Here is a 25104-nt window from a genome sequence, read left to right as displayed (position 1 = left end):
AAAATACTCCTCAGCAGTCCAGTGGGTTGCGCTTGTCCGGGTCGATGCCGAACTTGACGATGGCGTCAGCCACAACCTTGGGTTCGATCTCGCCACGGTCAGCCAGGGCTTCCAGGGCAGCCAGCACCACGAAGTGGCGGTCGACTTCGAAGAAGTGACGCAGCTTCTTGCGGCTGTCGCTGCGACCGTAACCGTCGGTACCCAGGACCTTGAACTCTTTGCTCGGGACCCACTGGCGAATCTGCTCGGCGAACAGCTTCATGTAGTCGGTGGAGGCAATGACCGGGCCTTTGCGGCCGGCCAGGCACTCTTCGACGTAGGTCTTCTGAGGCTTCTGGCCAGGCTTGAGGCGGTTGGCGCGTTCCACGGCCAGGCCGTCGCGACGCAGTTCGTTGAAGCTGGTGACGCTCCACACGTCGGCACCGACGTTGAACTCTTCACGCAGGATCTTCGCCGCCTCGCGAACTTCGCGCAGGATGGTGCCGGAGCCCATCAGCTGTACGTGGTGCGCGGCTTCGCGGGTGTCTTCCTCGAGCAGGTACATGCCCTTGATGATGCCGTCCTCGACACCGGCCGGCATGGCAGGCTGCTGGTACGACTCGTTCATCACGGTGATGTAGTAGAAGATGTCCTGTTGCTCTTCGGTCATCTTCTTCATGCCGTCCTGGATGATCACCGCCAGCTCGTAGCCGTAGGTTGGATCGTAGGTGCGGCAGTTCGGGATGGTGCCCGCCATCATGTGGCTGTGACCGTCTTCGTGCTGCAGGCCTTCGCCGTTCAGCGTGGTACGGCCGGCGGTACCGCCGATCAGGAAGCCACGGGTGCGGCTGTCGCCAGCGGCCCAGGCCAGGTCGCCAATGCGCTGGAAGCCGAACATCGAGTAGAAGATGTAGAACGGCAGCATCGGCTGGTTGTGGCAGCTGTACGAAGTACCGGCAGCGATGAACGACGACATGGCGCCGGCTTCGTTGATGCCCTCTTCGAGGATCTGGCCCTTCTTGTCCTCGCGATAGAACATCACTTGGTCTTTGTCGACAGGCTCGTAGAGCTGGCCGACCGACGAGTAGATGCCCAGCTGGCGGAACATGCCTTCCATACCGAAGGTACGGGCTTCGTCCGGGATGATCGGGACGATGCGCTGGCCGATGTCCTTGTCCTTGACCAGCTGCGCCAGGATGCGCACGAAGGCCATGGTGGTGGAGATTTCACGGTCGCCCGAGCCGTCCAGGATCGCTTTGAGCGTTTCCAGTGGCGGGGTCGGCACGCTGAAGCTCTTGGCGCGGCGCTGTGGCACGAAGCCGCCCAGGGCAGCACGGCGCTCGGCCAGGTACTTGGCTTCGGCGGAGCCTTCTTCCGGCTTGAAGAACGGCAGGTTCTCCAGGTCCGCGTCCTTGACCGGGATGTCGAAGCGGTCACGGAAGTGACGCAGGCTGTCGACGTCGACTTTTTTCGTGTTGTGCGCGGTGTTCTTGGCTTCGCCGGCACCGGTACCGTAACCCTTGATGGTCTTGGCCAGGATGACGGTCGGCTGCTCTTTGTGGTTCACCGCCTGGTGGTAGGCCGCGTAGACCTTGTACGGGTCGTGGCCGCCACGGTTGAGCTTCCAGATCTCGTCGTCGGACAGGTCTTCGACCATGGCCTTGAGCTCTGGGGTGTTGAAGAAGTTCTCGCGGACGTACGCGCCGTCCTTGGCCTTGTAGTTCTGGTACTCGCCGTCGATGACTTCGTCCATGCGGCGCTGCAGGGCACCGTTGGTATCCTTGGCCAGCAGTGGGTCCCAGAAGCGGCCCCAGACGACCTTGTTGACGTTCCAGCCACCGCCGCGGAACACGCCTTCGAGTTCCTGGATGATCTTGCCGTTGCCGCGAACCGGGCCGTCGAGGCGCTGCAGGTTGCAGTTGATGACGAAGATCAGGTTATCCAGCTTCTCGCGGCCGGCCAGGGCGATTGCACCCAGGGATTCCGGCTCGTCGCACTCGCCGTCGCCCATGAAGCACCAGACCTTCTGCTTGCCGGCCGGGATGAAGCCACGGGCTTCCAGGTACTTCATGAAGCGCGCCTGGTAGATCGCCTGGATCGGGCCCAGGCCCATCGAGACGGTCGGGAACTGCCAGAAATCAGGCATCAGCCACGGGTGCGGGTACGAAGACAAACCGTTGCCGTCCACTTCCTGGCGGAAGTTGTTCATCTGCTCTTCGTTGATGCGGCCTTCCATGAAGGCGCGGGCGTAGACGCCTGGCGAAGCGTGGCCCTGGAAGAAGATCAGGTCGCCGCCGTGTTCGTCGGTCGGGGCCTGGAAGAAGTAGTTGAAGCCGATGTCGTACAGCGTGGCGCTGGAGGCGAAGCTCGAGATGTGGCCACCCAGGTCCGAGTCCTTCAGGTTGGTGCGCATGACCATGGCCAGGGCGTTCCAACGCACCATCGAGCGGATGCGGCGTTCCATGAACAGGTCGCCAGGCATGCGTGCTTCGTGGGTGACAGGGATGGTGTTGCGGTACGGCGTGGTGATGGCATATGGCAGCTGGGAGCCACTGCGGGTGGCCAGCTCGCCCATACGGGTCATCAGGTAATGAGCGCGGTCTTCGCCTTCTTTGTCGAGGACCGACTCCAGGGCATCCAGCCATTCCTGGGTTTCGATTGGATCGAGGTCTTGCATGGCTTGCTCCAGGGCGGAAAGGCCACCAGAATCGATGGCCTGAGTTTGCGACTGGCCTTATGGGCAGACGTCGTGAATTCTTGGATTACCGGACAGTCATCCGGCGCGGTGTAGTTTTACTACAAATGCTTTCGCATTTCATGCTTTTGCACCTATGGGGTAGTAGTAAAACTACACAAATGCGACGGTTTGTCGCATCTCGGGTTGTGAGGATAAACGTTCATGTTGGTTGGTGGTGTGTCGCGATCAGGTGGTTCTTGATGCTTTTTGCCAATTTTCCGGCTTTATCGGCTATTTACAACTTTTGTATGACAGTCCAACCGTGGCCGGGCCTCCTTTTGAGCGCCCACGCCCCTCACTTTCACGCCGATCAAGGATAGACCATGCGCCTGCCTTTGCCGCTCGATCTGCCCGCCGCACTCCAACCGCTGGTCGCCCGCAACCAACAGTTCCTGCGCGATGCCCTGGCCGCCCATCCCGACCTCCACCTGGATAGCTGGAGCGCCGAGCATCGGCAGCAGTTCGACCAGGTGGCCGCCGCCAGCGATTTCGTCCTGACCCAGGCCCAGCGCGAGCCGGCCATGCTGTTCGAGTTGCTGGGCAGTGGCCTGATGAGTCGCCCGTTCGCACCGGGCGAGTTGCGTGGGCAGGTCAATACCGCCGCCCAGGCCGCGCAGACCGAGGACGAGCTGGCGCGCAACCTGCGCCGCGAACGCAACCGCCAGCAGTTGCGCATCATCTGGCGCGACATCACCCGCCAGGCGGCGTTGGGCGAAACCTGCCGCGATCTGTCCGACCTGGCCGATGCCGCCATTGATGAAGCTTATCGATGGCTGTACCCACGCCACTGCCAGCAGTTCGGCACACCGATTGGCAACCGCAGCGGCGAGCCGCAGCACATGGTGGTGCTGGGCATGGGCAAGCTGGGGGCGGTGGAGCTCAACCTGTCGTCCGATATCGACCTGATCTTCGCCTTCCCCGAGGGTGGCGAAACCGAAGGCGTAAAACGCTCCCTGGACAACCAGGAGTTCTTCACTCGCCTGGGGCAGCGCCTGATCAAGGCGCTTGACCCGGTCACCGTCGATGGCTTCGTGTTCCGTGTCGACATGCGCCTGCGCCCTTATGGTTCGGCCGGGGCGCTGGTGCTCAGCTTCAATGCCCTGGAGCAGTACTACCAGGACCAGGGCCGCGACTGGGAACGCTACGCGATGATCAAGGCGCGCGTGGTAGCCGGCGACCAGGCCGCCGGCTCCCAGTTGCAGGACATGCTGCGGCCGTTCGTCTACCGCCGCTACCTGGACTTCTCCGCCATCGAGGCGTTGCGCACCATGAAGCAGCTGATCCAGCAGGAGGTGCGGCGCAAGGGCATGGCCGAGAACATCAAGCTGGGGGCCGGGGGCATTCGTGAAGTGGAGTTCATCGCCCAGGCCTTCCAGCTGATCCACGGCGGGCGCGACCTGAGCCTGCAGCAGCGGCCGCTGCTCAAGGTGCTGGCGACGCTGGAGGGCCAGGGCTACCTGCCGCCAGCGGTGGTCGCCGAACTGCGCGAAGGCTATGAGTTCCTGCGTTACACCGAGCACGCCATCCAGGCCATCGCCGACCGCCAGACGCAGATGCTGCCGGACGATGAGACCGACCGCGAACGTATTGCCTATATGCTCGGCTACACCGACTGGGCCAGCTTCCATGCGCAATTGATGCACTGGCGTGGCCGCGTCGACTGGCATTTCCGCCAGGTGATCGCCGACCCGGACGAAGACGACGCCGAGGGCGAGCTGGTGGTGGGCGGCGAGTGGTCGCCCCTGTGGGAGCAGGCCCAGGATGAAGAGGCCGCCTGCCGTCAATTGGAAGAGGCAGGCTTCAAGCAGCCCGCCGAGGCGCTGCGGCGCCTGACCGCGTTGCGTGTCAGCCCGTCGCTGCGTTCGATGCAGCGCATCGGCCGTGAACGCCTGGATGCCTTTATTCCACGTTTGCTGGCCCAGACGGTGGAGCATGACAACCCTGACCTGGTGCTGGAGAGGGTGCTGCCGCTGGTCGAGGCCGTGGCGCGACGCTCTGCTTATCTTGTGCTGCTGACGGAAAACCCGGGCGCGCTGCGCCGCTTGCTGACCCTGTGCGCGGCCAGCCCGTGGATCGCCGAGCAGATCGCCCGCTACCCGCTGCTGCTCGACGAGTTGCTCAACGAAGGCCGGCTGTTCAGCCCGCCGCTGGCGCCTGAGCTGGCCGCCGAGTTGCGTGAACGCCTGACGCGCATCCCCGAGGACGACCTGGAACAGCAGATGGAGGCCCTGCGCCACTTCAAGCTGGCCCATAGCCTGCGGGTGGCTGCTTCGGAGATCACCGGCAACCTGCCGCTGATGAAGGTGAGTGACTACCTCACCTGGCTCGCCGAGGCGATCCTCGACCAGGTGCTGGCCCTGGCCTGGCGCCAGACGGTAGCCCGTCATGGCCAGCCCAGGCGCAGTGATGGCAGCCTGTGCGACCCAGGTTTCATCATCGTGGGTTATGGCAAGGTCGGTGGCCTCGAACTGGGCCATGGCTCGGACCTGGACCTGGTGTTCATCCACGATGGCGACCCCAATGCCGAGACCGACGGTGCCAAGCCCATCGATGGCGCGCAGTTCTTCACCCGCCTGGGCCAGCGCATCATCCACCTGCTGACCACCCAGACCAACTCCGGCCAGCTCTACGACGTAGACATGCGCCTGCGCCCGTCCGGCGCCTCGGGGCTGCTGGTCAGCTCGCTGGGCGCGTTCGAGCGCTACCAGCAGAACGAAGCCTGGACCTGGGAGCACCAGGCCCTGGTGCGGGCACGGGTGCTGGTGGGCTGCAAGCAGGTAGCAACGGCGTTCGAGGGCGTGCGTGCCAAGGTGCTGGGCCAGGCCCGCGACCTGGGCACCTTGCGCAGCGAAGTCAGCGACATGCGCGCCAAGATGCGCGACAACCTCGGCACCAAGGCGACCGCCGCCGGCACCGCTGGCAATGCCTTCGACGCAGGCGTGGCGTTCGATATCAAGCAGGATGCCGGCGGTATCGTCGATATCGAATTTATGGTGCAATACGCCGCTTTGGCCTGGTCCCACGACCACCCGGCCTTGCTGCGCTGGACCGACAACATCCGCATCCTCGAAGAGCTCGAGCAGGCCGGGTTGATGCCCGCCAGCGATGCCGTGCTGCTGCGCGAGGTGTACAAGGCGTTCCGCTCGGCCTCGCACCGCCAGGCCCTGCAGAAGCAGGCCGGGGTGATCGACGCGGCGCAGTTCGTCGACGAACGCCGCGAGGTGCGGCGGATCTGGGGGCAGCTAGGGCTGACTTGAGGGCCATTCGCCGGCAAGCCGGCGCCTACGAGGCGCGCACGCCTGGCAGGAGCCGGCAAGCCGGCGCCTACGAGGCGCGCACGCCTGGCAGGAGCCGGCTTGCCGGCGAACAGGGCGCAATCCGTCCTCGGTGGTACACTGTCCGCCACATAGCCTGAATATAAAGAGGGGAGGCCAGGTTTAACGCAGCCTGCAGCCTCCCCGAATGTTTCTGGATAACGCATGAGAATACTGATCATTGGCCCCAGCTGGGTCGGCGACATGGTGATGGCGCAGACCCTGTTCCAGTGCCTCAAACAGCAGCACCCCGATTGTGTGATCGACGTGTTGGCCCCCGAGTGGAGCCGGCCGATCCTCGAGCGCATGCCCGAGGTGCGCCAGGCCTTGAGCTTCCCGCTCGGCCATGGCGCGCTGGAACTGGCCACGCGCCGGCGCATCGGCAAGACGCTGGCCGGCCAGTACGACCAGGCGATTCTGCTGCCCAATTCGCTCAAGTCGGCGCTGGTGCCGTACTTCGCCGGCATCCCCAAGCGCACTGGCTGGCGTGGCGAGATGCGCTACCTGCTGCTCAACGACGTGCGCAAGCTGGACAAGGCGCGCTACCCGCTGATGATCGAGCGCTTCATGGCCCTGGCCTATGCGCCGGGTGTCGAACTGCCCAAACCGTATCCGCGCCCGTCCCTGCAAATCGAGGCCCAGAGCCGCGACGCCGCCCTGGCCAAGTTCAAGCTGGAGCTGGACCGCCCGGTGCTCGCCCTGTGCCCCGGCGCCGAGTTTGGCGAAGCCAAGCGCTGGCCGGCCGAGCACTACGCGCAAGTGGCCGACGCGATGATCCGCCAGGGCTGGCAGGTGTGGCTGTTCGGTTCGAAGAACGACCACGCCGTGGGCGAACAGATTCGCGACCGCCTGATCCCGGGTTTGCGCGAAGAATCCTATAACCTGGCCGGTGAAACCTCGCTGGCCGAAGCCATCGACCTGATGTCCTGCGCCAACGCCGTGGTCTCCAACGACTCCGGCCTGATGCACGTGGCTGCCGCGCTGAACCGCCCGTTGGTGGCGGTGTACGGCTCCACCTCGCCGGGCTTCACCCCACCGTTGGCTGACCAGGTCGAGATCGTGCGCACCGGCATCGAATGTAGCCCCTGCTTCGACCGTACCTGCCGTTTCGGCCACTACAACTGCCTGCGCCTGCTGGAGCCTGAAAAGGTCATCGCGGCCCTGCACAGCTTGGGCGGGCCTCACCTGATCGATACCGTGGCCGAGGTCGACTGAGTGCGGGTCCTGATCATCAAAACGTCGTCGCTGGGCGACGTCATCCACACGCTACCGGCGTTGACCGATGCGGCCCACGCCATCCCCGGCGTTCGTTTCGACTGGGTGGTGGAAGAAGGCTTCGCCGAGATCCCCAGCTGGCATCCGGCGGTTGACCGGGTGATTCCGGTGGCGATCCGCCGTTGGCGCAAGAACCTCTGGCAGACGCTCAAGAGCGGCGAGTGGAAGGCGTTCAAGCAGCGCCTGCGCGAACACAAGTACGACCTGGTGATCGATGCCCAGGGCCTGGTCAAGTCGGCCTGGCTGACCCGCTACGTCAAGGCGCCGGTGGCCGGCCTGGACCGCTACTCGGCGCGCGAGGGCTGGGCCAGCCGCTTCTACGACCGGCGCTTGTCGGTCGCCGTCGGCCAGCACGCGGTGGAGCGTGTGCGCCAGCTGTTCGCCCTGGCCCTGGCCTATGACCTGCCCGAAGGGCTGGGTGACTACGGCCTTGACCTCAACCGCCTGCAACTGCCGCCCGCCGCGCCCTACGTGGTGTTCCTGCATGGCACCACCTGGGCCACCAAGCACTGGCCGGAAACCTACTGGCGCGAGCTGGCCGAGCGCATGGGCCGGCGCAAGCTGCAAGTGATGCTGCCCTGGGGCAACCCGGCGGAGAAAGCCCGTGCCGAGCGCATCGCCCAGGGCTTGAACAACTGCCAGGTGCTCCCCAAGTTGAACCTGGTCGGCGTCGCCCGCGTATTGGCAGCGGCCAAGGCCTGCGTGGCGGTGGACACCGGCCTCGGTCACCTGGCCGCGGCGCTCGATGTACCCACCATTTCGCTGTTCGGCCCCACCAACCCTGGCCTGACGGGCGCCTACGGACGCGCCCAGATCCACCAGGCGAGCAACTTCCCCTGCGCGCCGTGCCTGCAGAAGAAGTGCACCTACAAACCGAGCACAGAGGACCTGCGCCGGTTCGATCTCAAACGCGAGTGGCCATTGTGCTTCACTCGCCTGAATCCCGAGCATGTGGCGGGCCGCTTGAGCGCGCTGCTGCTGGCTGAGGATGTTCGTTGATGCAACTGGCTTTTGTGCTCTACAAGTATTTCCCCTTCGGTGGGCTGCAGCGCGACTTCATGCGCATCGCCCTCGAGTGCCAGAAACGCGGCCACCAGATCCGCGTGTACACGCTGATCTGGGAAGGTGATATTCCTCCGGGCTTCGAAGTGTTGGTGGCGCCGGTGAAGGCGCTGTTCAACCATCGCCGCAACGAGAAGCTCAGTGCCTGGATGGAAGCGGACCTGGCAAAGCGCCCGGTCGATCGCCTGGTCGGTTTCAACAAGATGCCCGGGCTGGATGTGTATTACGCCGCCGACGGCTGTTTCGAGGACAAGGCCCAGACCCTGCGCGGTGGGCTGTACCGGCGTTGGGGCCGCTACCGCCATTTCGCCGAGTACGAGCGGGCGGTGTTCAAGGCGGACGGCCGTACCGAGATCCTGATGATCTCCGAGGTGCAGCAGCCGCTGTTCATCAAGCACTACGGCACGCCCGAGGCGCGTTTCCACCTGCTGCCACCGGGCATCTCCCACGACCGCCGCCGCCCGGCCGACGCCGACGCCATCCGCGCCGAGTTCCGCAAGGTATTCGGCCTGGCCGACGACGAGCTGCTGCTGGTGCAGATCGGTTCGGGCTTCAAGACCAAGGGCGTCGACCGCAGCCTCAAGGCCCTGGCGGCGCTGCCATCGAACTTGCGCAAGCGCACCCGGCTGATGGTCATCGGCCAGGACGACCCCAAGCTGTTCCAGGTGCAGAGCACCGCGCTCGGCCTGGGTGATCAGGTGCAGTTCCTCAAGGGGCGCAGCGACATCCCGCGTTTCCTGCTGGGCGCTGACCTGCTGATCCACCCGGCGTACAACGAGAACACCGGCACCGTGCTGCTGGAGGCGCTGGTCGCCGGCCTGCCGGTGCTGGTGTCGAAGGTGTGCGGCTACGCCCACTACATCGCCGAGGCCGACAGTGGCCTGGTGCTCGACGAGCCGTTCGAGCAGGAGCAGCTCAACCGTTACCTGCAACGCATGCTCGAAGATGGCCCGCAGCGCGCCGCCTGGTCGCGCAATGGTGTGGCCTTCGCCGACAGCGCCGACCTGTACAGCATGCCGCAGCACGCCGCCGACGTGATTCTCCAGGAGCCTGCATGAAGCTGATACTGGCAGAGCCATTCAAGCGCCTGTGGGCCGGCCGTGATGCGTTCGAGGCCGTCGAGCAGTTGCAGGGCGAGGTGTATCGCGAACTCGAAGGCCGTCGCACCCTGCGCACCGAAGTCGATGGCGCGGGCTTCTTCGTCAAGATCCACCGTGGCATCGGTTGGGGCGAGATCTTCAAGAACCTGTTCAGCGCCAAGCTGCCGGTTTTGGGCGCCGGCCAGGAATGGCGGGCGATCCAGCGCCTGCATGAGGTTGGCGTGCCGACCATGACCGCGGTGGCCTACGGCGAGCGTGGCAGCAACCCAGCCACCCAGCACTCGTTCATCGTCACTGAAGAGCTGGCGCCGACCGTCAGCCTGGAAGACTTCAGCATCGACTGGGTCAGGCAGCCGCCAGCGCCACGCCTGAAGCACGCGCTGATCGCCGAAGTGGCGAAGATGACCGGTGGCATGCACCGCGCCGGGGTCAACCACCGCGATTGCTACATCTGCCACTTCCTGCTGCACACCGCCCGCCCGGTGACGCCGGAAGATTTCAAACTGTCGGTGATCGACCTGCACCGTGCCCAGACCCGGGCGAAAATTACCCGTCGCTGGCGCGACAAGGACCTGGCCGCGCTGTATTTCTCGGCACTGGACATCGGCCTCACCCGCCGTGACAAGCTGCGCTTCCTGCGTGGTTACTTCCAGCGTCCGCTGCGCCAGGTGCTCAAGGAGGAGGCCACGCTGCTCGCCTGGCTCGAACGCAAGGCGCAGAAACTCTACGATCGCAAGCAACGCTATGGGGACGCACTCTGATGGCGGGTTGGACACTGGCGCCGGGCTACAAGCATCTGGCGGCGGACTTCGGCAGTCTCGACGCGGTGTTCGCCCTGCAGGGCGAGCGCCTGACCCGCGACCCGCTCAGCGAGGTCGTCCGCATCGAGCGTGATGGGGTCAACTACTACGTCAAACGTTATACCGGAGCAGGCAAGCACATGCGCCGCTACCTGGGCCGGCCACGGATCAAGGCCGAATGGCAGAACCTCAAGCAGTTCAAGAAGTGGGGCATCCCCACCGCCGATGTGGTCGCCTGGGGCCTGGAGCGCAATGGCCTGGCCTTTGGCCGCGGGGCGATGATCACCCGTGAGCTGCCGCGTACCGAAGACCTTTCGGCCCTGGCCGAGCGCAATGACCCGCGCCTGCATGACCGCGCCTGGGTCGACCACATCAGTCGCCAGCTGGCACGGCATACCCGGGTGATGCATGATCACCATTTCGCCCACAACGACCTGAAGTGGCGCAACCTGCTGGTGGACGACGAGGGCACGCTGTTCTTCATCGACTGCCCCACTGGCGATTTCTGGCGCGGCTTCATGCTGCGCCACCGGTTGATCAAGGACCTGGCGTGCCTGGACAAGGTCGCCAAATACCACCTGTCGGCGACCCAGCGCCTGCGCTTCTACCTGCAGTACCGCAGGCATGATCGCCTGAACGCCCGTGACAAGCGGCGTATTCGCCAGGTGGTGGGCTTTTTCGAGGGAAGGGAATGACCGATTACCTGGCCAGTGCCGACCAGGCACTGCTCAAGCGCCATGGCCTGGGCGATTTCGACGCGCTATGGGCACTGCAGCTCGAAGCCGTGGACGAACCCAACACCGGCCGGGGCGGTTGGAGCAGCGTGTTCCGCCTGGAGCTGGAGGGCAAGGGCTACTACCTCAAGCGCCAGAGCGACTACCTCACTCGCACCCTGCACCGCCCTTTCGGTGAACCGACCTTCGCCCGCGAGTTCCGTAACATCAGCCGCTACCAGAAGCTGGGTATCCCGGCGCTGCAGGCGGTGTTCTACGGCGAGCGCAAGCAGGATGGGCAGCACCGCGCCATCCTCATGACCCGTGCCCTGGACGAATGGCGCGACCTGGACAGCCTGCTGGCCGAATGGCCGCAACTGGAAAGCAGCCAGCGCCAGCAGGTCCTCCAGGCCTGCGGTGAGCTGGCGCGCACACTACACGCGGCGGGGCAGGTGCATGGCTGCTTCTACCCCAAGCACATTTTCCTGCGCGAGCGCCGTGAAGGCTGGCAGGCGCAGCTGATCGACCTGGAGAAGACCCGCCCGCTGCTGCTCGGCATGCGTGACCGGCTCAAGGATCTTGAGCCGCTGCTGCGCCGCGCGGGTGCCTGGAGCGAAGCGGACGTGCGCACGCTGCTCGGCGCCTACCTGGCCCTGCCGGCGGACAGCGCGCAGGTCGACACCTGGCTGCAACGCCTAACGCAACGCCGTCGCCACAAAGAGGCCCGCTGATGCGATTGTCCGAACTCAAGGACGCCGGGCGCAGCCCGACGTTGCCCCTGACCGTCACCCTGGCCGACGCCGCGGGCGTGGCCGACCTGCAACTGCTCAGCCTGTTGCGCGTGCTGCCGGGCCAGCGTTATGTCGGTGCCGGGATCTGGCGTGGCACCAAGGTGCTGGCCAAGCTGCTGGTCGGCGGCAATGCCGCCCGCCATTTCCAGCGCGAGCTCGATGGCGCCCGCTTGCTGGCCGACCAGGGCCTGACCACGCCACGCCTGCTGGCCGATGGCCTGAAAGAGGGCGAGGGCGGCTGGTTGCTGTTCGAGTTCCTGGAAAACGCCGAGAGCCTGGGCGACGCCTGGAACAAGGTGGAGCACTTGCCGATGCTCGCCGACGAGCAACACCTGGTGCTCGGTGAAGCGTTGACGGCTGTGGCGCACATGCACGCCAAGGGCCTGTGGCAGGAAGACCTGCACCTGGACAACCTGCTACGCCATGGGGGCCAGCTCTACTTGATCGATGGTGCCGGCATCAAGGCCGAGACGCCTGGCCAGCAGTTGTCACGCCAGCGCGTGCTGGAGAACCTCGGGGTTTTGTTCGCCCAACTGCCAAAACGCCTCGAGCCGTTCATGGAAGAGGCGCTGGTGCATTACCTGTTGGCCAACGCCGAGCATGCGTTGCCGCTGGAAGCCCTGCTCAAGCAGGTGGACAAGGTGCGCACCTGGCGGCTCAAGGATTACCTGGACAAGGCCGGGCGCGAATGCACGCTGTTCAGTGTCCAGCGCACGCTGTCGGGCTTGCGGGCGATCCGCCGTGGCGAAGTGGCGGCGATGCTGCCGGTGCTGGAGCAGGCCGACGCGTTGATCGACCAGGGTCACCTGTACAAGACCGGTGGTGCGGCCAGCGTGGCGCGTATCGAAGTGGCCGGGCGCCAACTGGTGCTCAAGCGCTACAACATCAAGAATACCGCCCACTGGATCAAGCGCTTCTGGCGCCCGAGCCGGGCCTGGCATTCGTGGATTGAAGGGCATCGCCTGGCGTTCCTCGACATCGCCACCCCACGCCCGTTGGCGGTGCTGGAGCAGCGGGTAATGGGGCTGCGCAGCCGTGCGTACCTGGTGACTGAATACGCCGATGGCCCGGACCTGACTGCCTGTTTCGCACCCTTCGTCGAAAGCGGCGAGGCGCCGGACGAGCAGGTCGACGCGTTGGTGCGGTTGATGCAGCAACTGATCCGCGAGCGCATCAGCCACGGCGACTTCAAGGGCCACAACCTGTTCTGGCAGGACGGCCAGTGGTCGCTGATCGATCTTGACGCCATGTGCCAGCACGCCACCCAGCTCAGTTTCGCCCCTGCCTACGCCCGCGACCGGGCGCGGCTGCTGCGCAATTGGCCGAAGGGCAGCGCGCTGCATCAGCGGCTAGACCAAGTGCTACCGCGCCTGGCCGACTGACGCTGCCCCCTGTAGGCGCCAGCCTTGCTGGCGAACGGGCGCCCAGGCAAGGCTGCGCCTTGCATCGCCAGCAAGGCTGGCTCCTACAGGTATTACGTTGATCGCCGAGGCCAGAACCCGCTCAGCCCCAGGCCGGCCGAAAGGCCGAGGCCCAGCCAGGCCAGGCTGTCCCATACGCCATCGCCCAGCAACGCGGCGAACAACCCGGCGCCACTGAGCAGGGCGATCAACGCCGGCCAGGCGAAGATGCGTCGGGTCGATTGCGAACGATGACTCATGGACGGGCCTCCCGTGGTTTGCGCTGCTTGCCCCACCACAGGTACAGCCCGCTGCCCAGCACGATGATGGTCAGCACATCCAGCACCGCCCAGAGGATCTGCATGGGGCGCCCGCCGTAGTCGCCGAAGTGCAAGGGCGACGACAGGCTCATGGCGTCCATGTACCACGGGCGTTCACCGACAGCGGTGACCTCGAGGGTACTGGCGTCGATCAGCACGGGCGTGAGCAGGTGCGAGGTCAAGTGGGTGTCGCCTTTCATGAACACGGCATAGTGGTGCTCGCTGGAAAAGCGTGTGCCGGGGAAGGCGATGAAGTTCGGGCGCATGCCCGGTGCGGCCTCTGCGGCAATGTCCAGCAGGCGGCTGGCTGGGGCGCGTTCGGTGAGCGCCGGTGCGTCGCGGTAGGGTGCGACCATGGCGGCCAGGCTGTCGTTGCGCCAGGCGGCGATGACCAGGTCGGACAGTGCGCTGATCACACCGGTGACGCCGACCACCAGGGCCCAGGTCAGGGTGACCACGCCGATCAGGTTGTGCAGGTCGAGCCAGCGTAGGCGCCGGGACTTGTCGTGGCGCACCGTGGCGAAGTCCAGGCGGCGCATGAAGGGCGCGTAGAGCACCGTGCCGGACACGATGGCGACGATGAACAATACCCCCATGAAGGCCAGCAGCAGCTTGCCGGGCAGCCCGGCGAACATGTCCACGTGCAAGCGCAGCATGAGCATCATGAAGCCACCGTTGGCGGCTGGCATGGCCACGGCCTCGCCGGTGCGCGCATCGAGCATGAAGGTGTGCGACAAGTCGGGTTCGGTACCGGCGGTGGCGGCCATGATCGCCACCACGCCGTTACGCTCGTCGTCCTCGTAGCCGAAATACTGCAGCGCCTCGCCCGGGCGGTGCTGCTCGGCCTTGAGTACCAGCTGCTGCAGGTCCAGGTGCGGGGTGTCGACGGGCATCTCACGCAGCTCGGGGGCTTCGCCGAGCAGGTGCTCCAGTTCGTGGTGGAAGATCAGTGGCAGGCCGGTGACGGCCAGCAGCAGCAGGAACAGCGTGCACACCAGGCTGCTCCAGGTGTGGATCGCTGACCAGCGGCGGATGGTTTGGCTTTTCATCACGGTTCCATTTACGTCTGATTATGGCTGGGGCTGCTGCGCAGCCGTTCGCCTGCAGCCGGCTCCTGCAGGGATTGCCGTGTAGGAGCCGGCTTGCCGGCGAACGGGCCGCGTAGCAGCCTCGGTCACTCAGAACTTGTAGGTGGCGCTGGCGACGACGCTGCGCTGGTCGCCGTAGTAGCAGTAGTACCCGTCGCAGGTGGAGAGGTAGTCCTTGTTCAGCAGGTTGGTGGCGTTGATCGCCACCGAGGCGCCCTTGAGGCTGTTGTCCAGGCGGCCCAGGTCGTAGTGCACGGCTGCGTCGAATACGGTGTAGGCGTTGGCCTTGCCCAGCCAGGTGTTCTCCTGGTTGCCATAGGTATTACCGGTGTAGCGCGCGCCCAGGCCGATCCCGAAACCGTCGAGCACGCCGTTGTGCCAGGTGTAGTCGGCCCACAGCGAGGCTTGCTGGTTCGGCATCAGTTGCAGACGGTTGCCCTTGTACTGGCCGTCCTGTACTTCGGACTTGGCCAGGGTGTAGGCGGCTACCACCTTCAGGTTTTCGGTCACGTCGGAAACGGCTTCCAGTTCCAGGCCACGAACCTTCACTTCACCGGTCTGACTGGTGACGCTCACGCCGCCCTCATTGTTGGTGACCTGTATGTTCTTTTGGGTCAGGTCATACACGGCGGCGGAAAGCAGGGTATTGGAGCCCGGTGGCTGGTACTTGATACCCAGCTCCCATTGCTTACCTTCGGTTGGCTTGAATGTCTTCAGCGGGTCTGCGTCCGCACTGCTGGCGGGCTGGAACGACTCGGCATACGAGAGGTAGGGCACGAACCCGGAATCGAAGACGTAGCTGATCGCCGCGTTGCCGCTGAACTTCTTGTCACGCTGGGTGTTGGTGGCATCGTTCTTGTTGTAGAACTTGGTGCCGGTATGTACCCAGTCTTCACGACCACCTACGGTCAGGCGCCACTTGTCGAGGGCCATCTGGTCCTGAACGTAGAGGCCGGTCTGGACGGTCTTTTGGTTGTAGTCATAGAACGCCGATGAGCGGTCCGGGCGGATGATCGGCACGCCATACACCGGGTTGACGGCATTGGTGGGCGGTACGTCGAAACCGTAGATCGCCAGGTAGTTGTGGTCGGTGCGCTGGTGGTCCAGGCCGATCAGCACGGTATGGGTGACTGCGCCCGTGGCGAAGTCGGCCTGGAAATTGTTGTCCACCGCCAACTGGCCGATGTCTTCATCGACGTTGGTGGACATGCGATTGACGGTGCCATCATCTGCCACCGGGCCACCGGGTGAATAGTAGGCACCGGGGGTAATGGTCTGGAACGACAGGTCCGATTTGGTATAGCGCAGGTTCTGACGGAACTGCCAGACATCGTTGAAACGATGCTCGAACGCATAGCCCAGGGCGTAGTAGGTGCGGTCGTAGAACTCGTAGTTCGGGTCGCCGAGGTTCTTGTGGTGGGAGATCTTGCCGAACGGCATGTCGATCTTGGTGCCCTGGATCGGCCGGAACTGGCTGGTGGCCCCGGTATCGTCGCGGGTGAACTGGGTGAGGACGGTCAGCGAGGTATCTTCGTCGATGTTCCAGGTCAGGCTGGGGGCGATGTTGTAGCGCTTGTCGTCGATATGGTCGATCTGGGTGCCGCCATCGCGTACCACGCCGCTGACGCTGTAGAGGAACTGCCCCTGGTCGTCGATCTTGCCGGTGCTGGCGAAGTTGATCTGCCGATGGTTGTCGCTGCCGTACTGCAGCTCGATCTCATGGGCGCTTTCGGCCTGTGGGCGACGGCTGACCATGTCCAGCAGGCCGCCGGGCGGGGTCTGGCCATAGATCGAGGAGGCCGGGCCACGCAGCAGTGCAAGGCGGTCCAGGTTCCAGGTCTCGGCCTTCGGGTTGGCGTAGATGCCGCGCGGCAGTGGCAGGCCATCGAGACTGGGTGGGCTCGAAGCCGCGCACGCGCATCCAGTCGTAGCGGGTGTCGCTGCCATAGCTGGCGGAGACGATCCCCGGCATGTAGCGCACGGCATCGTCGAGGCTGTGCACGCCGCGATCGCTCATCTGTTGGCGGGTGGCGACGGAGATGGAGCGGGGCACTTCGACCAGCGCGGTGTTGGTCTTGGTGCCAGCGGCGGTGCGCTTGGCGACATAACCTTCCACTGGGCCCCAGGCGCTTTCGCTGTCGCTGGCGGCGTTCACGCTGGTTTCCGGCAGCACCAGGCTGTCATCGGGCGCTGCGACCAGGCTGTAGGTCCCGGCGCCGCTCTGCAGCAGTTGCAGGCCAGTGCCACGCAGGGCCGCCTGCAGGGCGCCGACACCGTTGTACTGGCCGTTGACCGGTGCCGAAGCGCGGCCACTGACCAATGCCGGGTCCAGGGCCAGGGCGATGCCGGCCTGGCTGGCGATCTGGTTCAGGGTGTTGGCCAGGGGCGCGCTGGGCAGGTTGTAAGTGCGCGGGGCGGACTGCTCGGTGGCGAACAGGGCGGGGCTGGCCAACGGGGCGGCCAGGCCGATGGCCAGGGCCATCAGGCTGGGGCGAAGCAAAGCTTCAACGGCACGGGACATGCAGCGGCTCCTCGACGAAATAGTGCTGACTGCTTCCTTGCCGAGCGAGAGTGGGAAAGTGACAGGGGGCTTTCGAAATTTTTTCCGGCGCCGGCCTCTGTAGGAGCCGGCCTTGCCGGCGAATGGGACGATGCGGGACCGAGGAGGCCCCGTTCGCCAGCAAGGCTGGCTCCTACAAGTTTGGCGCCGGCCTTTACTTGGCGGTGACGGTCACCCACCACGGCGTGTGCCGTTCGATCTTCACCGGCAACGGCGGCTGCAGCGACGCCAGGGCCAGGTCGGTGTCGGTCAGCGGGAAGCTGCCGCTCACGCGCAGGTCGGCGACCTCGTCAGCCACGCCCAGGTGGCCGCTGCGGTACTGCCCGAGGGTGGCTACCAGGTCGGCCAGGCGCACGTTGTCGACCACCAGCATGCCGCGGGTCCAGGCGTCGCTGCCGGCGGTCACGGGGTCGATGCGCCCAAGCCCATCGGCACTCATCAACACCTGCTGGCCTTCGCGCAGGACCTGTTCATCACCACTGTTCTGCGGTTTGGCCGCCACCGAAGCTTGCAGTACCTCCAGGCGCGTGCCACCCCTTTCGCGCTTGACCAGGAAGCGCGTGCCCAGCGGGCGCAGGCGCCCGTCCTCGGTGCGCACCAGCAGCGGGCGGCTGTCGGCGTGGCCGGTTTCCACGGAGATTTCCCCCTGGTGCAGCACGATCAGCCGCTGCTCGCCGTGGAAGTCGATATCCACCGCGGTGTGGGTGTTCAGGCTGAGCAAGGTGCCGTCTTCAAGGCGCAAGGTGCGCATTTCGCCGGTGGCGGTGCGTTGGTCGGCCAGCCAGTAGCCTGGGGCGAGGGTGGGTACCCCGGCCCAGGCCAGCAACCCGCCAAGCACCAGCATCCCGGCCAGGCCTGCGCTCAGCCCGCCGAGCCGCTGGCGCAGGCTCGCACGCGATTGCAGCAAGGTGTGGCGTACCGGGCCGGCGGCGGCGCTGACGCGTTGGTCGAGGGCGCCCAGTTGTTGCCAGGCGCGGGCATGCTCTTCATGGGCGGCATGCCAGCGCATGAATTCGCTGCGTTCGTCCGGGGTACCGCTGTCTTCGTCCAGGCACAGCTTCCAGGCAATGGCCGCTTCCAGCACCTTGCCGGATACCGGGGTAGCGTTCATGTCGGCTCCCCGTACAGGGCGACATAGCACTGGCGCAGGCCCTGGGCGATGTACTGGCGCACACGCGACACCGAAACACCCAGGCGTTCGGCGATCTCAGCATGACCCAGGCCGTCCAGGCGGTTGTACAGGAAGGCGATGCGGGCCTTGCTCGACAGCTTGCCGAGCAGATGGTCGATGGCCTTGAGGTCTTCGAGGATCAAGTGTTGCAGTTCCGGGGAGGGGTGCTCGGTCTCCGGCAGCAGGGCAAGCTCCGCAAGGTAGGCCTGCTCCAGGGCCGCGCGGCGGAAATGATCGAACAGCAGCCCTTTGGCGACGGCAACCAGGAACGCCCGGGGTTCGCGCGGGCTGTCCAGGCGCTCACGGCCGAGCAAGCGCACGAAGGTGTCCTGGCTCAGGTCCTCGGCGCGCTGGCGGCAGGCCGTGCTGCGGTGGAGCCAGGCCAGCAGCCAGCCGCGATGGTCGCGGTACAGCGCCCGGACCAGATCGGCATGTGGACTCTGCGCAGACGTCAAGGAGCGTCCCCCGGGAAAGAATGCGTTAACTAACGATAATTATTCGCGATTGTGGCAGAGGCGGGGGGCGGGGCGCAATTGACGCTTATCGGATTGCCATCACATTGGGGCCATTGCCACTGGCTGCTCGCCGCAACCCATTGATCCGAGGCGATCTCTGTAGGCGCGGCTTCAGCCGCGATCACCCGCGAAGCGGGTGTCAGGCACCGCGTTGCCTGCATCGCGGCTGAAGCCGCTCCTACCGAACACGTGGCCGCGAGGTTCCCATCAGAAACCGTGGTTATGTACCTTGCGCCGGCGCCACTGCTTGAGCCGCTGCTCCAACTGCAACGGGCTGTCCAACTGCTGGCGGCGGGCTTGGCTGAACAGGATCAAGGCCAGTTCCGCCGTGACTTGGGCATCGGCACTGGCATGGTGGCGAGCCTGCACCTCCAGGCCGAAGTGGGCGACCCAGTCATCCAGCCCGGCTTCGCGCAGCACCGTGTCGGGGTTGAGCATCGGCGCCAGTTCCGCGACGTCGAGGAACACATGCTGCAGGCGCAGGCCCAGGCTGTCCTTCAGGGCCCGGGCCAGCATGCGCTGGTCGAACGGGGCGTGGAACGCCAGTACCGGGCTGTCGCCGATGAACGCCAGCAGGTCGAGCAACGCCTCGGCCGGGTCGCATCCCGCCGCCAGGGCGCTGGGGCCGAGGCGGTGGATCAATACGCTGGCGTTGGTCTTCTGGGTGGGGCGATACAGAGTGCGTTCGAATGGGCGGCCTAGATCGATGGCGCCATCCTCGATGGCCACCGCGCCGATCGACAGCACCTGGTCACGGTTGAGGTTCAGGCCGCTGGTCTCCAGGTCCAGCACCACCCAGCGCTGTTCGCGCAGCGAGCACACCGCCGGTGGCGCGGGCCTGGGCAACAGCGCCAGGCGCTGACGCAGGCGGTCGTCGAGTTCCGGTGCCGTCGGGCGCAACCAGGCGAACAGGTTCACAGCTGGTACCGCAAGGCCAGGCTGCTTTGCAGGCGCTGGGCCTGGCGCAGGGACTCGCGCAGGATACGCCGGTCCAGGTGGTTGAGGCTGTCCGGGTCGAGGCGGTTGGAGTAAGGCTGGTTGTCGCGGGACTGGCGCTGGTGCTGCTGCATGCGGGTCTGCTGGATGAAGTGGTACGCCTCTTCATAGGCGGCGCCATCCAGCGGCGCGATGACGCCCTTGTCCACCAGCTTTTGCAGGCGTTCGAGGGTGTTGCAGGCGCCGATGCCATTGGCCAGGGCCAGCAGCCGCGCGCCATCGACGAACGGTGTCAGGCCTTGCACCTTGAGGTCGAGGGTCGCGGCCTTGTCGTCGCCCTGGCGGGTCAGCACGAACTCGCGCAGGCGCCCGACCGGCGGGCGCTGGCGCAGGGCGTTGTCGGCCAGCATACGCTGGAAGATACGGTTGTCCGCCACCTGCTCAAGCAGGCCCTGGCGCAGTTGTTCACAGCCCAGTTCGTCGCCCCAGACCACTCGCAGGTCGAAGTAAATGCTCGACCCCAGCAGGTTTTCGGGGCTTGCCTCGCGTACGAAACCGGCGAAGCGCCGTGCCCATTCGCTACGCGACAGGCACAGCTCGGGGTTGCCGGCCATGACATTGCCCTGGCACAGGGTGAAGCCGCACTGGGCGAGGTTGTGGTTGATGAGCTGGGCCAGCGGCAGCAGCTTCGCGCGAATCGCCTCGGCTTCGATGGCGTCGCGTGCCTCGAAGAGAATCCCGTTGTCCTGGTCAGTGTGCAGGGTCTGTTCGCGGCGCCCTTCGCTGCCAAAGCACAGCCAGCTGAACGGTACGCCCGGGTCGCCACGCTCGGCGATGGCCAACTCGATCACCCTGCATACGGTATGGTCGTTGAGCAGGGTGATGATCTGGGTGATCTGGGGCGAGGAGGCGCCGTGGGCGAGCATGCGCTCGACCAGCTGGCCGATCTCCCCGCGTAGCGATACCAGGGTGTCCAGCCGCGGCGCATGGCGGATGGTACGTGCCAGGTGCACCAGGTCGACACGTTGCAGCGAGAACAGGTCGCGCTCGGAAATCACCCCGCACAGGCGCTGGTTCTCCACCAGGCAGACATGGGCGATGTGCCGCTCGGTCATGGCCATGGCGGCGTCGAATGCGCTGGCCTGGGGGCTCAGGGAGAACGGCCGGGCGGTCATGTAGTGCTCGATCGGCGCGGTCAGCTCGGCACTGGCGTCCGCCACCACCTGGCGCAGGTCACGCAGGGTGAAGATGCCGGTGGGATGGCGCTGCGCATCGACGATGACGATGCTGCCCACCTGTTGCTCGTGCATCAGCCGCACCGCTTCGCGCAGTGGGGTATCCGCCGAGCAGACCACGGGGTGGCGCAGGGCCAGCTCGCCCAATGGTGTGTTCAGCGAATACTGGGTGCCGAGGGTTTCCACTGCTCGCTGGCGCACCTGCTGGTTGACCTGGTCGAGCAGGCTGCTCACCCCACGCAGGGCGAAGTCGCGAAACGCCTCGGACATGGAGAACACACGGATGAACGCGGCCTTGTTCAATTGCAGGCAGAACGTGTCCTCGCCGGCCAGGTGTTCGGTGCGGGTGGCCCGCTCGCCCAATAGTGCGGCCAGCGGGAAACATTCGCCGCTGGCGATCTCGAAGGTGGTTTCGGTGCCTGGCCGGGTGACATGCTGGCGCTCACCGATCACGCGCCCTTGCTTGACGATGTAGAAATGCTCGACGGGGCCATCGGCGGGCTTGATGATGCTTTCACCGCTTGCGTAGAAACGCAGCTGGCATTGTTCCACCAGGTAGGCCAGGTGGCTCTGCTCCATCTGATTGAATGGCGGGAAGCGCTGCAGGAACTGCAGGGTGCCTTGGATGTTCTGCAGCACTGCTGTCCTGCCTGCTTGGGTGTAGGCGTCCTTTTTGCTCATGGAACCAACCGCGTTAAAAGTGTCTGCATGGAGAGGCGCAGACCGTGTTGTTCTAGGCCTCCATGGTCGGACGACGGCTCTGCGGTGCCCATTGGACGTAAGTCTATAAGGCGTAGAGGCAGATTCGCTGCTTGTGCCGAGTGTCAAATTGCCGACGAAAGGCAGCTTGCATGCATGGCCTTTGCAGTCTGAACTTGAATAACGGGGTTTTTTTGACGAGATGGCCATGGCTGAGCATGACGATATCCTGAGTGACGCCGAGCGTGAGGCGTTGGCCATGGTTACTGCCCCACCTGCAAAGACGTCTTTGGTACTGGTGGTGGATGACGAGCCAGAGAACCGCCAGGCGCTTAGGGATTATCTGATGGCCAAGGGCATCGATTGTGAGATTGCCGATGGTGCACAAGAGGCCTTGGATGTTCTGAAGAACGATTCGCGCATCGGGCTGATGATCACTGACCTGCGCATGAAACCCAAGGATGGCCTGGAGTTGATCCGACAGGTGCGTGAATCCGAGCGTGCGGCGCTGTCGATCATCGTGGTGTCCGGCGACACCGATGTGAAGGAGGCGGTGGACGTGATGCACCTGGGGGTGGTGGATTTCCTGCTCAAGCCGGTGGACCTGGACAGGTTGATGGAGCTGGTGAAAAAGGAGCTGAAGATCGACTAGGAGCGTTCGCCGGTAAACCGTAACTCATTGATTGGGCGCAACCTCCGTAGGAGCGGCTTGAGCCGCGATCACCCGCGAAGCGGGTGCCGGACAACGCGTTGCCCGCATCGCGGCTGAAGCCGCTCCTACAGAGGAATCCGTTCCCTGCACGACAGCGCAGCGAACGGGCCGCATGGCGGCCCCTCGGGGTTACAGCCCGTTACGCGCCTTGAACTCGCGACGACGACGGTGCAGCACCGGCTCGGTGTAGCCGTTTGGTTGCTTGGCACCTTCGACCACCAACTCGATAGCGGCCTGGAACGCGATGTTGTCATCGAAGTTCGGCGCCATCGGGCGGTACAGGGCGTCACCGGCGTTCTGCTTGTCCACCACCGCGGCCATGCGCTTGAGGCTTTCCAGCACCTGCGCCTGGGTGACCACGCCATGGCGCAGCCAGTTGGCCAGTAACTGTGCCGAGATACGCAGGGTGGCGCGGTCTTCCATCAGGCCGACATCGTTGATGTCCGGCACCTTCGAGCAACCCACGCCCTGGTCGATCCAGCGCACCACGTAACCGAGGATGCCCTGGGCGTTGTTGTCCAGTTCGTTGCGAATCTCTTCTGCGGACCAATTGGTGTCGGCAGCCAGTGGGATGGTGAGGATGTCGTCGACCGACGCCGGGGTACGCGAAGCCAGCTCGCGCTGGCGCGCCTGTACATCAACCTTGTGATAGTGCAGGGCATGCAGGGTGGCGGCGGTTGGCGAAGGCACCCAGGCGGTGTTGGCGCCGGCCAGCGGGTGGGCGATCTTCTGCTCGAGCATGGCGGCCATCAGGTCCGGCATGGCCCACATGCCCTTGCCGATCTGCGCGCGGCCTTGCAGGCCGGTGGCCAGGCCCACGTCGACGTTATTGTTCTCGTAGGCGCCGATCCACTTCTCGTTCTTCATGGCGCCCTTGCGCACCACAGCGCCGGCTTCCATCGAGGTGTGGATCTCGTCGCCGGTACGGTCGAGGAAGCCGGTGTTGATGAACACCACGCGCTCGGCGGCCGACTTGATGCAGGCCTTGAGGTTGACCGTGGTGCGGCGCTCCTCGTCCATGATGCCGACCTTGACAGTGTTGCGCTGCATGCCCAGCAGGTCTTCGACGCGGCTGAAGATTTCAGCGGCGAAGGCCACCTCTTCAGGGCCGTGCATTTTTGGTTTGACGATGTACACGCTGCCAGTGCGGGTGTTCTTGCGGCTGGTGTTGCCGTTGAGGTTGTGCAGGGCGATCAGGTTGGTGAACAGGCCATCCTGGATGCCTTCGGGGATCTCGTTGCCCTTGGCGTCGAGGATCGCCGGGTTGGTCATCAGGTGACCGACGTTGCGCACGAACAGCAGCGAACGACCGTGCAGGGTGACACTGCCACCGTTGGGTGCGGCGTACTCGCGGTCCGGGTTCATGGTGCGGGTGAAGGTCTTGCCGCCCTTGCTCACGCTCTCGGCCAGGTCGCCTTTCATCAGGCCCAGCCAGTTGCGGTAGACGATCACTTTGTCGTCGGCGTCGACGGCGGCGACCGAGTCTTCGCAGTCCATGATGGTGGTCAGCGCCGATTCCATCAGGATGTCTTTCACGCCTGCGGCGTCGGTGCTGCCGACAGGCGTGGTGGCATCGACCTGGATCTCGAAGTGCAGGCCGTTGTGCTTGAGCAGCACGGCGGTCGGGGCCTTGGCGTCGCCATGGAAGCCGATCAGCTGGGCGTCGTCGCGCAGGCCGCTGTTGCTGCCGCCCTTGAGGGCGACCACCAGCTTGCCGCCTTCGATGCGGTAGGCGGTGGAGTCGACGTGGGAGCCGGCGGCTAGCGGCGCGGCTTGGTCGAGGAAGGCGCGGGCGAAGGCGATGACCTTGTCGCCGCGCAGCTTGTTGTAACCCTGGCCTTTCTCGGCGCCACCCTCATCGCTGATGACGTCGGTGCCGTACAAGGCGTCGTACAGCGAGCCCCAGCGGGCGTTGGCGGCGTTCAGGGCGAAGCGGGCGTTCATCACCGGCACCACCAGCTGCGGGCCGGCCATGTGGGCGATTTCTTCGTCTACGTTTTGCGTGGTGGCCTGGAAGTCCTCGGCCTGCGGCAGCAGGTAGCCGATCTCCTGGAGGAAAGCCTTGTATGCCACGGCGTCGTGGGCCTGGCCCTTGCGCGCCTGGTGCCAGGCGTCGATCTTCGCTTGCAGCTCGTCGCGCTTGGCGAGCAGGGCTTTGTTCTTGGGAGCGAGGTCGTTGATGATCTTCTCGGCACCGGCCCAGAACTGCTCGGCGTTGATGCCGGTCCCCGGAATGGCTTCGTTGTTGACGAAGTCGAACAGGACCTTGGCGACCTGAAGGCCACCGACTTGAACGTATCCAGTCATTGCTTGCCTCACCTCTGCTCAGCTATTTCGCTTTCGCTCTTCTGTATTAAGCCTGTAGCGCTTCTCTAAACACGGCACCAGTGCATGCCCCAATGACTCACGAGGGCGGCTGGGTGCGGCTCGCCAGATGGGTCGGCGAGCGGGTGGCGTATTTTCACAGGCGCCTTGGCAGACATCGAAACGACGTTTTGTAGTCCGCGTCGACGCATACTACATGAAGCAGCAGGCAGGTAAACATCAGACTAAAAGCGTCGCTCCGCGACCGATTGGTCGCATAGGGTCACGCTGGGAGACGACATGTTCGCAAAAAACAGGTGGATTGTTCCAGATAAATCTTGAAACAGTACACGATTGGTTGGCTAGGCTGTCCTGCGGCAGGTTGCCGCGCCT

The 25104-nt window shown here is 64.9% G+C and carries 17 protein-coding genes and 1 pseudogene; 9 read left to right on the top strand and 9 right to left on the bottom strand.

What is annotated here, in order from left to right:
• Positions 1–10: 10 nt before the first annotated feature.
• Positions 11–2656 carry a pyruvate dehydrogenase (acetyl-transferring), homodimeric type gene (aceE, locus tag IM733_RS17610; protein ID WP_198742808.1) on the bottom strand — a complete coding sequence of 882 codons (2646 nt, stop codon included), beginning with the start codon at positions 2654–2656 and terminating at the stop codon, positions 11–13.
• 383 nt (positions 2657–3039) lie between these two features.
• On the opposite strand from aceE, the gene glnE reads away from it, so the two are divergent.
• The 8 genes from glnE to IM733_RS17570 all read left to right on the top strand — a co-directional run bounded on the left by glnE (position 3040) and on the right by IM733_RS17570 (position 13153).
• The gene (gene glnE, locus IM733_RS17605) at positions 3040–5973 is read left to right on the top strand and encodes a bifunctional [glutamate--ammonia ligase]-adenylyl-L-tyrosine phosphorylase/[glutamate--ammonia-ligase] adenylyltransferase (protein ID WP_248917809.1); all 2934 of its coding nucleotides are present in this window, start codon (positions 3040–3042) and stop codon (positions 5971–5973) included.
• A gap of 222 nt (positions 5974–6195) precedes the next feature.
• Positions 6196–7245, top strand: coding sequence for a lipopolysaccharide heptosyltransferase II (waaF, locus tag IM733_RS17600; RefSeq protein ID WP_248917808.1), 1050 nt, complete (start codon positions 6196–6198; stop codon positions 7243–7245).
• Complete coding sequence (gene waaC, locus IM733_RS17595) at positions 7246–8304, top strand: lipopolysaccharide heptosyltransferase I (RefSeq protein ID WP_248917807.1); 1059 nt, start codon at positions 7246–7248, stop codon at positions 8302–8304. It abuts the gene before it with no gap.
• A complete protein-coding gene (locus tag IM733_RS17590; protein ID WP_248917806.1) occupies positions 8304–9425 on the top strand; it encodes a glycosyltransferase family 4 protein in 1122 nt (373 codons plus the stop codon). The genes waaC and IM733_RS17590 overlap by 1 nt, the downstream gene beginning before the upstream one ends.
• A complete protein-coding gene (rfaP, locus tag IM733_RS17585) occupies positions 9422–10228 on the top strand; it encodes a lipopolysaccharide core heptose(I) kinase RfaP (RefSeq protein ID WP_248917805.1) in 807 nt (268 codons plus the stop codon). Before IM733_RS17590 ends, rfaP begins: the two co-directional genes overlap by 4 nt.
• Positions 10228–10962 (top strand): lipopolysaccharide kinase InaA family protein, encoded by a 735-nt coding sequence (locus tag IM733_RS17580; RefSeq protein ID WP_248917804.1) that lies wholly within the window; start codon positions 10228–10230, stop codon positions 10960–10962. The genes rfaP and IM733_RS17580 overlap by 1 nt, the downstream gene beginning before the upstream one ends.
• Entirely contained in the window at positions 10959–11711 is a 753-nt protein-coding gene (locus IM733_RS17575; protein ID WP_248917803.1) for a lipopolysaccharide kinase InaA family protein, read from the top strand. Before IM733_RS17580 ends, IM733_RS17575 begins: the two co-directional genes overlap by 4 nt.
• Complete coding sequence (locus IM733_RS17570) at positions 11711–13153, top strand: lipopolysaccharide kinase InaA family protein (protein WP_248917802.1); 1443 nt, start codon at positions 11711–11713, stop codon at positions 13151–13153. Before IM733_RS17575 ends, IM733_RS17570 begins: the two co-directional genes overlap by 1 nt.
• 92 nt (positions 13154–13245) lie before the next feature.
• Here IM733_RS17570 and IM733_RS17565 read toward each other — a convergent pair whose 3' ends face one another.
• The 7 genes and pseudogenes from IM733_RS17565 to IM733_RS17535 form a co-directional block, all read right to left on the bottom strand.
• A complete protein-coding gene (locus IM733_RS17565; RefSeq protein WP_248917801.1) occupies positions 13246–13431 on the bottom strand; it encodes a DUF4175 domain-containing protein in 186 nt (61 codons plus the stop codon).
• Positions 13428–14540: a PepSY-associated TM helix domain-containing protein gene (locus tag IM733_RS17560; RefSeq protein WP_248917800.1), complete on the bottom strand. Its 1113-nt coding sequence runs from the start codon at positions 14538–14540 to the stop codon at positions 13428–13430. Before IM733_RS17560 ends, IM733_RS17565 begins: the two co-directional genes overlap by 4 nt.
• Positions 14541–14669: 129 nt before the next feature.
• A pseudogene (locus tag IM733_RS17555) lies at positions 14670–17100 on the bottom strand (TonB-dependent siderophore receptor).
• Positions 17101–17293: 193 nt separating this feature from the next.
• Positions 17294–18250: a FecR domain-containing protein gene (locus IM733_RS17550; RefSeq protein WP_248917799.1), complete on the bottom strand. Its 957-nt coding sequence runs from the start codon at positions 18248–18250 to the stop codon at positions 17294–17296.
• Entirely contained in the window at positions 18247–18765 is a 519-nt protein-coding gene (locus tag IM733_RS17545) for an RNA polymerase sigma factor (RefSeq protein WP_248917798.1), read from the bottom strand. Before IM733_RS17545 ends, IM733_RS17550 begins: the two co-directional genes overlap by 4 nt.
• 267 nt (positions 18766–19032) lie before the next feature.
• On the bottom strand, positions 19033–19743 hold the full coding sequence (locus IM733_RS17540; RefSeq protein WP_248917797.1) for a 3'-5' exonuclease: 711 nt from the start codon (positions 19741–19743) through the stop codon (positions 19033–19035).
• Complete coding sequence (locus IM733_RS17535) at positions 19740–21677, bottom strand: putative nucleotidyltransferase substrate binding domain-containing protein (protein ID WP_248917796.1); 1938 nt, start codon at positions 21675–21677, stop codon at positions 19740–19742. Before IM733_RS17535 ends, IM733_RS17540 begins: the two co-directional genes overlap by 4 nt.
• Positions 21678–21897: 220 nt before the next feature.
• On the opposite strand from IM733_RS17535, the gene IM733_RS17530 reads away from it, so the two are divergent.
• A complete protein-coding gene (locus IM733_RS17530) occupies positions 21898–22347 on the top strand; it encodes a response regulator (protein ID WP_248917795.1) in 450 nt (149 codons plus the stop codon).
• A gap of 189 nt (positions 22348–22536) precedes the next feature.
• On the opposite strand, the gene IM733_RS17525 is transcribed toward IM733_RS17530, so the two are convergent.
• A complete protein-coding gene (locus tag IM733_RS17525) occupies positions 22537–24714 on the bottom strand; it encodes a malate synthase G (RefSeq protein ID WP_248917794.1) in 2178 nt (725 codons plus the stop codon).
• Positions 24715–25104: the final 390 nt, after the last annotated feature.

It is taken from the genome of Pseudomonas entomophila (genome assembly GCF_023277925.1).
GTDB lineage: Bacteria > Pseudomonadota > Gammaproteobacteria > Pseudomonadales > Pseudomonadaceae > Aquipseudomonas > Aquipseudomonas entomophila_D.
This window is presented reverse-complemented; position numbering and strand designations above follow the sequence as displayed.